The 14,291-nt window shown below is 62.6% G+C and carries 12 protein-coding genes and 2 pseudogenes; 7 read left to right on the top strand and 7 right to left on the bottom strand.

The window, feature by feature from the left end; all coding sequences use genetic code 11:
* The 4 genes and pseudogenes from RIN79_RS12195 to RIN79_RS12180 all read right to left on the bottom strand — a co-directional run.
* A partial coding sequence (locus RIN79_RS12195) for an autotransporter outer membrane beta-barrel domain-containing protein (RefSeq protein WP_309084929.1) occupies nt 1–1,820 on the bottom strand: 1,820 nt, incomplete at its 3' end.
* 707 nt (nt 1,821–2,527) lie between these two features.
* Complete coding sequence (locus RIN79_RS12190) at nt 2,528–3,118, bottom strand: glutathione S-transferase (protein ID WP_309084928.1); 591 nt, start codon at nt 3,116–3,118, stop codon at nt 2,528–2,530.
* Nucleotides 3,119–3,150: 32 nt separating this feature from the next.
* Nucleotides 3,151–3,528, bottom strand: a pseudogene (locus tag RIN79_RS12185) (SRPBCC domain-containing protein); the annotation flags it as partial.
* A gap of 179 nt (nt 3,529–3,707) precedes the next feature.
* Nucleotides 3,708–3,791, bottom strand: a complete 84-nt coding sequence (locus RIN79_RS12180; RefSeq protein WP_375165928.1) for a hypothetical protein — start codon at nt 3,789–3,791, stop codon at nt 3,708–3,710.
* Between the two features lie 635 nt (nt 3,792–4,426).
* Here RIN79_RS12180 and RIN79_RS12175 point away from each other — a divergent pair.
* Nucleotides 4,427–4,834 (top strand): hypothetical protein, encoded by a 408-nt coding sequence (locus RIN79_RS12175; RefSeq protein ID WP_309084927.1) that lies wholly within the window; start codon nt 4,427–4,429, stop codon nt 4,832–4,834.
* 379 nt (nt 4,835–5,213) lie between these two features.
* Here RIN79_RS12175 and RIN79_RS12170 read toward each other — a convergent pair whose 3' ends face one another.
* The 3 genes from RIN79_RS12170 to RIN79_RS12160 all read right to left on the bottom strand — a co-directional run bounded on the left by RIN79_RS12170 (nt 5,214) and on the right by RIN79_RS12160 (nt 8,425).
* Entirely contained in the window at nt 5,214–5,678 is a 465-nt protein-coding gene (locus tag RIN79_RS12170) for a hypothetical protein (RefSeq protein ID WP_309084926.1), read from the bottom strand.
* Nucleotides 5,679–5,777: 99 nt separating this feature from the next.
* Complete coding sequence (locus RIN79_RS12165; protein ID WP_309084925.1) at nt 5,778–7,667, bottom strand: TIM barrel protein; 1,890 nt, start codon at nt 7,665–7,667, stop codon at nt 5,778–5,780.
* Between the two features lie 68 nt (nt 7,668–7,735).
* On the bottom strand, nt 7,736–8,425 hold the full coding sequence (locus RIN79_RS12160; protein ID WP_309084924.1) for a TetR/AcrR family transcriptional regulator: 690 nt from the start codon (nt 8,423–8,425) through the stop codon (nt 7,736–7,738).
* Nucleotides 8,426–8,579: 154 nt separating this feature from the next.
* Here RIN79_RS12160 and RIN79_RS12155 point away from each other — a divergent pair, with 154 nt between their 5' ends.
* The 6 genes and pseudogenes from RIN79_RS12155 to RIN79_RS12130 form a co-directional block, all read left to right on the top strand.
* Nucleotides 8,580–9,497 (top strand): shikimate dehydrogenase, encoded by a 918-nt coding sequence (locus tag RIN79_RS12155; RefSeq protein ID WP_309084923.1) that lies wholly within the window; start codon nt 8,580–8,582, stop codon nt 9,495–9,497.
* Nucleotides 9,494–10,384 (top strand): SMP-30/gluconolactonase/LRE family protein, encoded by an 891-nt coding sequence (locus RIN79_RS12150; protein ID WP_309084922.1) that lies wholly within the window; start codon nt 9,494–9,496, stop codon nt 10,382–10,384. The genes RIN79_RS12155 and RIN79_RS12150 overlap by 4 nt, the downstream gene beginning before the upstream one ends.
* A 12-nt stretch (nt 10,385–10,396) precedes the next feature.
* Nucleotides 10,397–11,386, top strand: a complete 990-nt coding sequence (locus RIN79_RS12145; protein ID WP_309084921.1) for a sialic acid TRAP transporter substrate-binding protein SiaP — start codon at nt 10,397–10,399, stop codon at nt 11,384–11,386.
* Between the two features lie 23 nt (nt 11,387–11,409).
* Entirely contained in the window at nt 11,410–12,396 is a 987-nt protein-coding gene (dctP, locus tag RIN79_RS12140) for a TRAP transporter substrate-binding protein DctP (protein WP_309084920.1), read from the top strand.
* A gap of 138 nt (nt 12,397–12,534) precedes the next feature.
* Complete coding sequence (locus tag RIN79_RS12135; protein WP_375165927.1) at nt 12,535–12,987, top strand: TRAP transporter small permease; 453 nt, start codon at nt 12,535–12,537, stop codon at nt 12,985–12,987.
* Nucleotides 12,984–14,273, top strand: a pseudogene (locus RIN79_RS12130) (TRAP transporter large permease); the annotation flags it as partial. The gene RIN79_RS12135 and the pseudogene RIN79_RS12130, both read left to right, overlap by 4 nt.
* Between the last annotated feature and the right edge of the window lie 18 nt (nt 14,274–14,291).

The raw sequence follows: 14,291 nt of genomic DNA, 5'->3' as shown, positions 1-14,291 counted from the left end.
TCATTCGGATTGGTCACGCCGCCCTGGTAGAGCCGGTAGGCATAAGCGCCCCCAACCACCGCCGGGTCGCCGTCATAGGTGAAGTGGCCCAGAAGCGTGAAGGTGCCGTTGGACGTCCCCCCGACATCGACGATCCTGATGCCTTCACGGGTGGGAGCACCGTTGCCGCCGAGATTGGTCACCTGCACATTGGTCGTGCCCGAGGTGGCGCCGGTGACGGCCAGCACATCGGTCGGCGAAGTGTCACCGCCGAGCAGGGCCTCGATCGCGAGCGTTCCCCCCTGCCCGATATAGTCGCCGACGACGGTGAGCGTGCCGATCGAATTGCCAGGCGCAATGGTACCGGAATTCTTCGTGTCGCAGACACTGCCAGTACCTTGCAGCCGGCCGCTCCCGAGGAGCGCGAGTCTGCCACACAGCGCCCCGTCAACAGCAAGCGTACCATTTGAAATAGTCGTTGCACCCGTAAAGGCGCTGCTGTCGCCCGACAGGGCACTAATGCCAGGGCCAACCTGCTCGATTGTCCCGCTGCCGCTGATCACGCCGTCGAAGACGAACTGCCCAGCGCGGTTGAAGATCACAGTGCCCAGGTTGTCGATGTCGCCGGCCAGACTGCCGGCCGAACCGCCGGTACCGATCTGCAACGTCCCGTCAACCGCGAGCGTTCCGAGAACCGACGAATCGCCGTTGATGACCCAGGTGCTCGCATCGTCGATGGACACATTGCGCATCTGGGTGGCGGCGCCATGCCAGATTGAACCGTTGAGCGTCATGTCGGCGAACGCGCCGTTGGTGGTATCAACGGACACGTCGCCCACAAGACTGGACTCGTTCTGCAGCGTGATGGCTGCCGAGTTAGCCGCCGCGCCGTCCACCACCACCGCGCCGATCAGGTGCGAGGCGTCGGCCGTGAGAGTGATGGCGCCCGCTGCGCCGTTGCGACCCTGCACACTCAGGAGGCCACCCGCGCCGCCGGTCACCACAGAGCCGGCTTCTATTCCAAGGTCCAGCGCGCCGCCCGTCACGGCGATGCCCGTCTCCGTTGCAATGAGCCTGACATTGCTCAAGGTAGCGCTCGCAGTCGTCTGCGAGCCACCGGCAGACACTAGGCCGTTGCTCCCGGCGCCGGTCGCGCTCACCGCGGCGTTCGAGACGGAAAGCTGTCCGGTTTGCTGCATGTAAATGGCATGCGCGCCGGCTCCGGCCGTTGTGACATCGGTGCCGGTTGCCGTGAGGGAGCTGGTGTTGCTACCGACGCCCGGAGGAGCGATCAGAAGCCCGAAGGCGCCTTGGCCGGCCGTCGAAACCGAGCCGTCCGTGAGCGTGACGATACCGCCCGAGACCGCCCCGTGAGCGCCCGAACCGAACGTCTCGATCGTCGCGCCCGTGGCGTCGATTTCGCCTTGATTCTGAGCGTTGATGCCGTAGCCAGAAGCACCGTAGGTCGTGATGCTGAGACCCTGCCCTTGGACGTTCCGGCCGGCGACGATTTTGCTCGCTACCCCCGTCCACGCATTTACTTCGAGTCCGTGGCCCCTTGCTCCCTTGCTAGGATCGTTCGGATCCCCCGTCAGTATCGAGCCGCCATAGATGGTGGCCAGATCTCCCGAGAGAACAACGACACCGATCGAGTTCGCGCCACGGACCGTAATCGCCACATCCCTGAGAGTGGCCGTGCTCCCACCTTGAACATAGACCCCGTCGGCGCCTTGAAAGTCGTAGTCGCCGGAGGTCGCGATCGAGCTGGAGGACAAGGTGATGTCGCCGCCGTTGCGCCCCCACGCGCCGGGCGCTCCGTCACCGCTCGTCGTGACAATCACACCGCTTCCGATAATGGATCCGCCCTGATCGGAATCCAGTGCCGCGACGCCGTCGCTCGAAGAAGAGTAGACAGAGCCCGGGGTGAGTGTGGCGTCCGGCGGGCTAGTGACAACGTTATCGCCCAACGCTGATTGTGAGTACGCGATCAGTGCCAGGACGGTATGGAGGAGAAACGAGAAACTTCTACGAGAGTGTCGGCGTCGTTGTTGACCAGAAACGACGCGTCCGAAGTCTTGACTCCCCATGAGGGTCCTCCGCCTGGAACGGCGAGGACACGACACTGTACCCGCCGAATCTAGCCCCAGAAGTAGGTAGCATGATGGGATAACTTTAAAAAAGCCCTGAGGCGGAAGTCGTCTTCTTCCGCCGTTGATAAGCGGTGCAGAGCCCAGAGGAAATGCTCAACGATTCCGAATTGCGATCCCGAGTTCCCTCATCTCGCGGCGAAACTCGCAGGGCGCACCGGCCAGATCGTCGGAGTTTTCGCAGAGCCCCGATCGCCGCGGCAAGATCAGTCCAACGTTCGCACCTGGTACAGAAACCCTAGGCACAGCGCTTTAGGTTAAGCGGCTGTTTTGCGCCCCCTTTCAGTCGTATAGCCGCTCGTGACCAGCCTGCAAAACCGAACACTCGTTTGCGTGGTTGGCAAACGACCGATATGCGGACGAAGCTACCCCTGGCATACGCAGTTCGGATGTCCGCCAAATCAATCGGCATTCGCGAAATGCGCCATCTGGTCGGCATGGGCCTTCTTGAACGCCGGTCGGTCCGTGATTCGCGTCACGTACGTCTCCGTCGCCGGCCGATCTCCGAAGGCACGAACCTTTTCGACGCGCAGCACATCGGCCATCAGCAGGTCCGCGACAGTGAAGCGACCGGCCGCCATCCATTCGCGCTCCATGAGGACGCGCTCCACATTATCGAGGCGGCTTTCCAGCCAGCCTGTCAGACCGTTGTCTTTGGCGCCGGTTACTTCCAGGACCCACCAGGGTACAGAAACCATCTCGACCGAATTGAGCGCGGCGATCGTCCACTGCAGTGTTTCGGCTTCCCCGACGGGATCGCGCCGCATCAGTTTTTCGCTTTTTCTGGCGAGGTGCAGCAATCCCGCCCCGCTCTCGAAGATCGAGAGGTCACTGTCGGTGAGCCATGGCGCCTGGCCGAATGGCTGGTGCTTGAAGTGTTCCTCGCTCCGATCTTTGAAAGGTGTGCTCTTGACCTGATAGGGCAGGCCAGCCTCCTCGCATGCCCACCTCAGCCGTATGTCGCGCACGAAGCCACGGGGACCGTCAGGCACCCAATCGTAGGCCTAAATAACCAGTTCACTCACTATTCTTCCTCCAAATAGTGTTGCGGTTCGGCCATCCAGCCGGCCCAGCCGGCATGGTGGCTCTTGATCGCATCGTCGTTCGGGAGCTTCTCTTGGGTCAGGGTTAGCTCGCTGCCAATGTCGATAGGTCGCAGGAGAATGGTTACCAGCGACTCCCAATCGGGCCGGTTGAGCCACTCCCAGGTGAAGGCGAGCTTTTCGTTCGGCACGACTTCCTGATAGACACCCCTCGGGTTGTGTTCCGAGCCGTCCACCAGACGAAAGACGACGCTGTAGCGGCCTCCGGGGCGAAGATCGATTTCGGCGCTGACGGCTGGCCCTGCATCCGGACCCCACCACTGCAGGATCTGATCGACCTTCGTCATGGCCGCATAAACCCTTTTCGGACGGTGTCGTGAGCCTGCGCACGATGGTTATGTCCGGGTGTTGGCGATTCATTCCTCGCTGCTCTCCTCCACGAGGGCGGCCAGACGGTCGAGGCTGACGTTCCAGAAGGCCTCAAAATGGTGAAGCCAGTCCGCCGCTTCAGACAATGGCCCTGCTGCAAGGCTGACCATCACGACGCGGCCGTTCTTGTTCTCGAGATCAGCCCGGCGTCCGACAGGACGGCAAGATGTTTCATGAGTCCAGGCAACTTGATCGGCAGCGGTTGCGCAAGCTCGCTTGGAGGGGCCGGGTTCCGACTTCAGCCGCTCGAGAACCTGGCGCCGCATAGGGTCCGCGAGCGCAAAAAACGTTCGGTCAATGGGTGTTTCGTGATACATCGCCATATAGCAAAGTTTTCAGATCGACCGCGGTCTGCTAATCACATTCTCACGGAGTTGCTGCCGGGCTCCGAGGCATGCACGCCAGCGTGCGGGAAGCCGGTCGGTATCAGCTCGGAGCCGTCCCTCGCCGCAATTACTTGAACGGCTCCTTCGCGCCCCATGTCGATTTTAAGGCAGAGTTTTCGTGCGCCTGAATGCGGACGTCTTAGCGGGACCCTTTTCGCCGTCGGTCGAAAGTCAGTAATCGAGCTGACCCACCGGCAGCGTGGAGCCGCATCTTTGATAATGTGCTTCATCAGGCTAGCAAAGGGGGCATCATGGCCATTCCACACAGGCTGGCAGCAGAGTATCGAGACGGTGTCTTCAGCTTCTCGAAGCGGTCGAACCGTTTGCCCGCGACAAGAACCTAGTCGGCTCCTTCGCGCTTCTGGTTGCGGCGGGCCGTGTTGACCATCCCTTTCGAGCGGGCTCGCGCGCATCATTTCCTACATCGGGAAGCGATGCTGAAATGACCAAGATGACCGGCGGGCTAGTCAAAGTGAAGTTTTCTGAAGCACCGTTCTGGGGCGGTGACGGACCGTCGGCATGGAGGCAATTGCACATTGTGGAGCATTTTGGTGCGCCGGAACATTGGGTGGCAAGAGATGGCAAACACCCTCTTGCAGAGGACGGCCAAAACTTCCTTCCAGAAAAGGCTACGGCCTCAGTGCTGCGCGCCCTCCGGAATGCTCTCGCGCACGGCAATATCATCTACCTGAACAAAGATGGCAAAGAGCAGGAAGGCGACCTCGTCCACTTCCTCGCATTCTTGTCGCGCTACGAGGAAGGCGAGGAGCAACAGGCCAAGTCCGAGACCTACCGCCTGATCGTGACGACGGAGGTCGAATTCCTGAGGTTCGTAAAGGCGGCCGCATGAGCGGGCCTCGCGTGGGTGAATATTGGTCGATCGCTGCACGCCCCCTCGCTGAGCTCCCGTGCTTGGGACAAACCACCATGGGCACCCCGTCTCTTTTGAACCGTCTTTCCGAACGTCAACTATCAACCAATGGAGAAAACCACGACTTTCAAACACAACAACACCGCTTCCGCTCAGAAGAAGACGGAACCGAAGGCACCGAAGTACCACAGCTACACGGCCCGCATGGTCAAAGGCGAATGCCAGAAAGGCTTCTGAACCAAGATCAGAGCATTCGTTGCACGCGAGGACCGTGAAGGCGGCACCTTGCTGCTTTAAGCCCTGCCATTCGATGGCCGCATCGTCCTTCGTGCCCCGAAGAACGACGCGTGTGAACTGTTCATCGCGGCAACTTCCCGATCGCTGCATTCCTGTCGAGGTCGGCAAACTCACGCGCCTGGCCGAAGAACTCATCTATCTGAATGCGCCGCTGCCGATCGCCCGTAATCCCTCCGTCGAAAAGAATCATCGCAAGCAGCACTTCATCAGCGTCATGTCCGGCGCGCCTATCAATGCCAGGTTGGACGTATTCTAGGAAGGATACGGTCGGCGTTTGCTCCATGAAGCCGAAAGCGATGAGCTGGAAAAGACGCGGCAACGGTGCCTCTATATCGATATCGAGAGCGGCCGCGCCATCACGCCTGCGGCGAGGATCACCGAGCTGCGTGCCCGGGAACTCACTATCCTCGCCGGCGAGCTTATGGCGGAGATACTTGGGCACTTCCCATGGGAATTCGAGCGGATGATCGAGAACGTCGTCAGCTTTGAGCGGTCGATCGGCCTGTCCGAAAAGAAGATATCCCACCGCAAGCACGCCTCCGCGGACACCGCAGCAGGAAATGCTGAAAGCCGCCGCGTGGGGAATGAGGCTCAGCTGGATATTTCGAGAGCGGTCTGGCCTCGCCTATAACCTAGGAATTCCGGGCTGCCTTAGCGACCTCTTCTGCGCCGCGATCCGGAATGGCGCATTCGCCGCGCCGTAGCCGCGGTAATTGCCGCGGCGCTCGACGATCTCGAAGAAGAAGCCTTCACCGTAATTGGTGCTGTAGAGCTGGAAATACTCGCCTTCGCCGTCGCGGTCGTAGAGGATGTTTTCCGCGCGCAGCCGGTCGCAAAAATCCGGGTCGAGGCCGAAACGGGCCTCCAGATCGTCATAGTAGTTGCGCGAGATTTCGAGCGCCCGAAAACCATGCCCCTGCAGCATCTGCGCCGTCTGAAAAATGTCGCGGCAGGCGAAAGCCAGGTGCTGCACGGACGAGCCGAAACTTTCGGCGATGAAATGGCCGGCGAGCGTTTTGCGGTTCTCCGCGCCGTTCAGCGTCAGGCGCAGCGCGCCGTCTTCGCTTTCGATCACCTGGCTGCGCACCAGCCCGGCGGGATCTACCACATCGACCATCGGCGACTTCGTGGTGCGGAAGATCGAGGTGTAGAAGAGAATCCAGGTCAGCATCTCCTCGTAATTCATTGTCTGCGCGACGTGATCGATCGCCACCAGTCCCGCATCCGCCGCCTCGCCCGCCACGGGTTCGAACTCCACTTCCCACACGCGCGACAGCTCGCCCTTGCCGTCCAGGAAGTAGATGATGACCCCGCCGCCAACGCCGCGGATCGCCGGGATGGCAAGCTCGCCCGGCCCATGCCGCTGCTCGAAGACTTCCGCCCCGAGAGCCCGTGCACGAGCAACGGTGGCGGCGGCGTCCTCCACCTTCAGTCCCATGGCATAGGCATTGGCGCCGTGGACAATGTAGGAGGAATGCGCAAAGCCCTCCCTCTCGGTGTTGATAAGGATGTTGATCGCGCCCTGCCGCCAGAGGTCGACGTGCTTGCTCCGGTGACGGGCAGCAAGGGAAAAGCCCATCGCCGAGAGCAGGGCCGCAAGCTCCTGCGCCTCCTCTTCGTCCGCCGCGAACTCGACGAATTCCACGCCCTGAACGACAGTCCGATCCGGAATGGACGGCACGTTAAGCCGGATTCCCGGCTCCAGCCGCGCGACCTGATCCATGAGGCTGATCAGCGAGCGCCGGCCATCGACCGAGATCGACTTGGGCGAGCCGCCGCGAAACTGATCGTTGAAGATTTCCAGCGACAGGGGTCCGTCATATCCGGTAGCCGCGACCGCGCGCATGAAGTCGACCACCGGCAGGTCGCCCTCTCCCGGCATGTTGCGGAAATGGCGGCTCAAATAGAGAACGTCCATGTCGATCCTGGGGGCGTCGGCGAGCTGCACGATGAAGATGCGGTTGCCCGGAATGGCCCTAATGGTCTCCAGGTCGATGCGGCGCGCCAGCGTGTGAAAGGAATCGAGGATAAGCCCAATGTTCGCGTGGTCCGCGCGCCGGACGATCTCCCAGGCATCGCGATGATCGTTGATATGCCGCCCCCACGCGAGCGCCTCATAGCCGACGCGCAGGCCGCGCTTCGCCGCACGCTGGCCGAGCTCGCGAAAATCCGCCGCTGCCCGGTCGACGCCGCCGAGCGAGAGCGGCGACATGTTGGAGCAGACCAGCATGAGGTCGGTGCCCAATTGCTGCATCAGGTCGAATTTCCGTTCCGCCCGGTCGAAGACGCGCGAGCGCTGCGGCTCGGGCATACCCTCGAAATCGCGGAAGGGCTGGAAGAGCGTGATCTCCAGCCCGTGGTCCCGCACCATGCGGCCCACTTCCGCAGGCGTGCCGTCAAAAGCGAGAAAGTCATTCTCGAAAATCTCCACGCCGTCGAAGCCGGCGGCCGCGATCGCGGCGAGTTTCTCCTTCAGATCACCGCTGATGGAGACGGTGGCAATGGAGGTCTTCATCCGCGAAACTCCCGCGCCGTATAAACGTACTAGTTCGTACATTACAGGTCGGGCAGCGGAGACTCAAGTCAAGCCGGGTCGAGGAGAGAGATGGCCTCCGGCTTGATGACGAAGCGCAGAACCATGTCCACCGCGTTCCTGCGCAGGCGGTCCAGGGCTTCCTCGGAGCCGAAATCGCGTCCGAAAATCTTCGAAAAGGTGGCGCGGTTCGAGACGTTGAAGAAGCAGAGCGCGCTCACCTGCCAGTGCAATTCTACCGCATCGAGCCCCGTGCGGAAGACACCCTCCTCGACCCCGCGTCCGTAGATGGCGGCGATGTTGTCGATGGCTGTGACGTTGAGGTCGCGGATCACCTCGGACCTTTCCAGATACGCGCCGTGATGGATGTTCTCGATCATCACCATGCGGATGAATTCCTCGTGCTGGTGGTGATGGTCGAAGGTGAATTCCACCAGGCGCTTCAGCGCCTCGATGGGCGGCATCCCCTTCGTATCGAGCTGAGCCTCGCCCTCTCGCACCCGGCGATAGGCGTTCTCCAGCGCCTTGAGATAGAGCCCCTCCTTGTCGCCGAAATAGTAGTAGATCATGCGCTTGCTGGAGCGGGTCCGCGCGGCGATCTCATCGATCCTGGCGCCCGCTAGTCCGTTCAGCGCGAACTCGCGTGAGGCCGTCTCGATGATGTCCCGCTTGGTGCCTTCGGGGTCCTGCTGCCGCTTCAGCGTATCGGAATCCCCGCCCCGCCTGGACTCTGCCGCCATGGATCGGCCCCTTGTCTTCATTCTCGATTCCGTGTACTAACTATTTCGTACATAGTGAAGCACGCTCTTTGCAGGCAATTATCGGGCGAGCGGGAGCGAACACAAGCACGGCGTGCTCGCAGCACTCCGTCCGCACCGGAAAAGTGGAGGAAAGGTGTCCGGAGCCCCCCAGTCTATCGTCGCATCGCTTCGCGATCTCATCGCGGCGAAGCGCACGATCCTGCACCAGGCAGCATCGGACGTGGTCGTCGGGCTCGTCGGCCGCTCCATCCAGTCCTCCCGCACGCCGGCCATGCACGAGCGCGAAGCGGCACGGCTCGGCCTGCGCTCCACCTATATCCTCATCGATTTCGACAAGCTGCACCTCGCCGACGACGACCTGCCCGCCTGCATCGCCGCGGCGCGCGAGCTCGGCTTCAACGGCCTCAACTTGACGCATCCGTTCAAGCAGCAGGTGCTTGCCTGCCTGGACGGGCTGGCCAACGAGGCTTCCGCCATCGGCGCGGTCAACACTGTCGTCTTTTCGGGCGGGAAGGCCATCGGACACAACACGGATTGCTGGGGCTTTGCCGAGAGCTTCCGGCGCGACATGGCGCGCGTCCCGCTCGGCCGGGTGGTGCAGTTCGGCGCCGGCGGCGCGGGTGCCGCCGTGGCTTATGCGCTGATGGAACTCGGCGTGAAGGACCTGGCGATCATCGATTCCGAGCCGGAGCGCGCGCGCCTCCTCGCGGAGAAGATGGGTGCGATCACGGACCAGGTGGTTCGCGCGGAAACCGATCCGGCGGCAGCGCTCGGGACGGCGGACGGGCTCGTCAACACAACGCCGGTGGGGATGGCGAAATATCCAGGACTCCCCTTCCCCGCCGACCATCTGCACGCCGACCACTGGGTAGCGGAGATCGTCTATTTCCCGCCGGAGACCGAGCTTTTGCGCCATGCGCGCCGGCTCCGCTGCAAGGTCCTGCCGGGCATCGGAATGGCCATTGGCCAGGCTGTCCGCGCCTTCGAGCTTTTCACCGGCCGCGCCGCGGACATGTGCGCCATGGCCGGACATTTCGAGGCAGCGGCATGAACATGGAAGCGAAAACCAGCCGCATCGAAGTGCTCGTCAACGGGGCCGACCAGCTGGGCGAAACACCGCTCTGGTGTGACCGCACCCAGCGCCTCTGGTGGCTCGATATCGAACGGCCGAAGCTGCAATCCTTTGATCCGCGGACCCGCATTCACGAGGTGCTCCCGCTCCCGGGAACCTTCGCCGGGACACAGGCTCTGACCAGGAGCGGCGACCGCCTGCTGGCCGCCGACCTGATGCTCTACCGTCTCGATCTGGAGACCGGGAAGAGAACGCCGTTCGCCACGGTCGAGACCGGGCTCGACAACCGCCTGAACGACGGCCGGGTGGATGCGCGCGGCCGTTTCTGGGTCGGCACCATGGACAACCAGCTCCACCGAGGCAATGGCAGCCTCTACCGCGTCGATCCCGACGGCACGGTGACCCGGATGGAAGAAGGCGTGATCGTTGCCAACGGCATCGCCTTTTCGCCCGACGGCCGCACGCTCTATTTCACCGACACCCGCCGCCACCTGAGCTACGCCTATGATCTCGACCTCGATGATGGGGTGATCACCGACCGCCGCGTCTTTGCAGACTATTCGGCGACGGGAGATCGCCCGGACGGCGCCTGCGTCGACGTCGACGGATGCCTGTGGGCCGCTTTCTTCGCCGGCAGGCGGCTGGTGCGCTACCGGCCGGACGGCCGGGTCGACCGCACCTTCCTGCTGCCGGTCACCAACCCGACCTGTCTCTGTTTCGGTGGCAAGGATTACAGAACGCTCTTCATCACCAGCGCCACCAAGTTCCTCACGCCGGAGCAGAGGGCGGGAGAACCTTTGGCGGGCGCGCTTTTCGCCATCGAGGGGCTTGGGCAGGGGCTGCCCGAACATCGATTCGGACTTTAGGGAGGGGTATCGATGAGCATCACATTCACGAGGCGGTCGCTTGCGGCGGGCATAGCTGCACTCGGACTGCTCGCCATCGCCGGACAGGCTCGGGCCGAGGCGATAAAGCTGCGCTTCGCCGACTCCACGACGGCCGATGCGCCACGCTCAGTGGCGCTGGTCGACATCTTTGCCAAGAAACTCGGCGACGAGTTCCTGTTCGAGCCCTATTTCGGCAGCACGCTTTACAAGCAGGGCACCGAGATCGTCGCCGTCCAGCGCGGCAATCTGGAGATGGCGCTCATGCCGCCTTCCGATTTTGCCAAGCAGGTGCCAGCCTTCAGCATCCTGACCGCGGCCTACCTCGTCCGCGACGCCGCCCACCTCAAGGCGATCTTCGAAAGCGACATCGGCGAGGAATTCAAGCGCATGGCGCGAGAGGAGATGGGCGTCGTCATCCTGGCGCCCGCCTATTACGGCACCCGCCACCTCAATCTAAAGGGCGACAAGAAGATCGTCAGGCCGGAAGATCTCGCCGGGGTGAAGCTCCGCATGCCCGGGGGCGAGGCCTGGCAATTTCTCGGCGAATCCATCGGCGCGAACCCGGTCGCGATGGACTACGCCGAGGTCTATACGGGCCTGCAGACCGGGGCTATCGACGCCCAGGACAATCCGCTTCCCAACAACAAGCTGATGAAGTTCCACGAGGTGACCGACCAGATCGTGCTCACCGGGCACAATGTCGGCTTCGGCCTGCTCCTCATCAACGCCGAACTTTTCGATTCGCTGACGCCGGAGCAGCAGAAGCGGATGCAGGATGCCGCAGACGCGGCGTTCGAATGGAGCGATGCCGAATACATCCGGCAGGAGGCCGAGCTCATCGATTTCTTCAAGGCCGAGGGGCTCGAGGTCTATGAGCCCGACGTCGCGGCGTTCCGGACTTATTCCAACAAGAAATACCTGGAGTCGCCGCTCTCGAAGGATTGGCCGGAGGGAATGCTCGAAAGGATCAATGCGCGCTGACGCACAGAAAGGGAGGAAGAACCATGACCATCGCTACCAACCGCCGCCGGTTCCTGATCGGCACGGGGCTTGCCGCCACGGCGGCCGCTTTTCCCGCATTCGCGCAGGACAAGCCGACGCTGCGCTTCTCCGCCGTCTTCTCGGAGCAGGACATCCGCGCCGAGATGATGAAGCAGTTCGCCGAGGCGATCGCTGACGACTTCACCTTCGAAGGCTATTACGGCGGCAACCTCTTCAAGCAGGGCACGGAGCTCGTCGCCATCCAGCGCGGCAATCTGGAAATGGGCAACATCGCCCCGCAGGACATCTCCAAGCAGATCCCGGCCTGGTCGATCCTGACCGCGGCCTATCTCTTCCGCGATGCGGCGCATCTCAAAACCTTCTTCGACAGCGATCTGGGCGCCGAGATGAAGAAGATGGCGGAGGACCAGCTCGGCATCCGCGTGCTCGGCCCCACCTATTTCGGCGCGCGCCAGGTGGGCGTGAAGCCCGAGAAGGAGATCAAGACCCCGGCCGACCTCGCGGGCGTCAAGCTGCGCATGCCCGGTGGCGATGCCTGGCAGTTCCTGGGCGAGGCGCTCGGGGCCAATCCGGTGCCCATGGCCTATGCCGAAGTCTATACAGGCCTGCAGACCGGCGCGATCGACGGGCAGGACAATCCACTTCCCAATGTCGAGAACATGAAGTTCTACGAGGTGATGTCGCAGATCGTCATGACGTCGCATCTCGTCGGCTTCGATCTCCTCGTCGTCTCCAAGAAGGTCTGGGACGAAATGGGCGCGGAAAAGCAGGCGCGCTTCCAGGCAGCCGCCGATGCGGCGATCGATTTCAGCACGCAAAAGCATCTGGCGCGTGAGGCGGAGCTCGTCGCCTTCTTCAAGGAGAAAGGGCTGAAGATATACGAGCCGGACATCGCCGCCTTCCGCACCTACGCGCAGGAAAAATACCTCGCCTCCGATCTCGCCAAGGACTGGCCTGAGGGGATGGTCGACAAGATCAACGCACTCTGATCGACTGCCGAGGGCCGGGCGCGCTCCGGCCCTTCGATCCTGGTTCAAGAAGCCGGAACTGCGGGAGGGGCGGTGAACATTACCAGAAGCAATGTCGGCTGCTGGCTCTACCGGCGGGCGGAAAACGTGCTCGCGGCCATGCTTGCGGCCATGTTCGCCGCCTTCCTGCTGCAGATCGTCTTCCGCTACGGGCTCAACCTGCCGATCGGCTGGACGAACGAGATCAGCGTCGTCCTTTGGATCTGGATGGTGCTCTGGGGTGCGGCCTTCGTGCTGAAGGAGGAGGAAGAGATCCGCTTCGATCTCATCTATGCCTCGGCAGGGCCGCGCGCCCGCCGCATCATGGTTGTCGTCTCGGCGCTTTGCCTCATCGGCCTCTACACTGTCTCCTTCCCCGCCGTGCTCGACTACGTCGCCTTCATGCGCGTCGAGAGCACGGCCTATCTTAAAATCCGCTTCGACTGGCTGTTCTCGATCTACCTCGTCTTCGTCGTGGCGGTGATCGTCCGCTACGTCTGGCTCTGCTGGCGCGCCATGTTCGGCACCGCGCCCAAGGAATTCGATCCCGCCAGGGCAGGATCGGGCTTATGAGCCTCGCGAGCCCCTTCTCGATCTCCATCGTGGCGATCACGGCGCTGGCCTTTCTCGGCCTGCCGATCGGTCATTCGATGATCGCCGGCTCGATCCTCTACCTGCTGCTTGCCGGCCTCGACATGGGCACCGCGGCCGAGCAGCTCCTCAACGGCATGTATTCCAACTACATCATCCTCGCCGTGCCTCTCTTCATTCTGGCGGCCGAGCTCATGAACATCGGCTCCATGACCGAGCGGCTGCTCAGATTCTGCGATGCGGTGGTGGGCCGCTTCCGCGGCGGCCTGGCGCATGTGAACATCCTGCAAAGCATCATCTTCGCCGGCATGTCGGGCTCGGCGATCGCCGATGCTGCCGGCACCGGCAAGATGATGCAGAGCATGATGACCGCCAACGGCAAGTACCGCGCCAGCTTTGCCGCGGCGCTTACCGCGGCCACCGCCGTCATCGGCCCGATCATCCCGCCCTCGATCCCGATGGTGCTCTACGCGCTCGTGTCGGATGCTTCCATCGGCTATCTCTTTCTCGGCGGCCTCGTGCCGGGCCTCCTCATGGCGCTGGCGCAGATGATCATTGTCATCATATCGGCCCGTCGCGAAAACTTCCCCGTTGAAAAGCCCACGCCGCTCCGCGCGCTGCCGGGCATCACCTGGCGCGCCTTCCCCACGCTGATGATGCCGGTCGTCCTGCTCGGCTGCATCTATACCGGTGTCACCACACCCACCGAAGCGGCGGCAATCGCCGCCGCCTACGCTCTCATCATCTCCGTGGTGCTCTATCGCAGCGTCAGCTTTCGCGACTTCTACGGCTCGGTTCTGGCGAGTGCGCGCACGAGCGCTTCGACCGGCATGCTGATCGCCGGAGCGCTCGTCTTCAACTATGTGGTCACCGTCGAGAACATCCCGAACGACATCCGCGCGCTGTTTACCGCCTGGGATCTCTCGCCCGCCGCCTTTCTGATCCTGGTCAACATCCTGCTTCTTCTGCTCGGATGCCTGCTGGAAGGCACGACCATCCTTCTGGTCGTCGTGCCCGTGCTCGTGCCCACGGCTGAGGCGCTGGGCATCGATCTCGTCCATTTCGGCGTGATGGTGGTGGTCAACATCATGATCGGGCTGATCACCCCGCCCTACGGCCTCCTGCTCTTCGTCATGACGCGGATCGCCGAGGTGCCGATCAGGGATCTCGTCCGGGACGTTCTCCCCTTCCTCTTCGCCATGATCGCCGCGCTCGCCGTGATCACCTTCGTCCCGCAAACCGTGCTCTGGCTGCCCCGCCTGCTCGGTACCAGGAATGAAAGGAGC

Source organism: Chelativorans sp. (genome assembly GCF_031180965.1).
Taxonomy (GTDB): Bacteria; Pseudomonadota; Alphaproteobacteria; order Rhizobiales; family Rhizobiaceae; genus Chelativorans.
The sequence above is the reverse complement of the archived record's forward strand: the minus strand, read 5'-3'. Positions and strand labels throughout refer to the sequence as shown.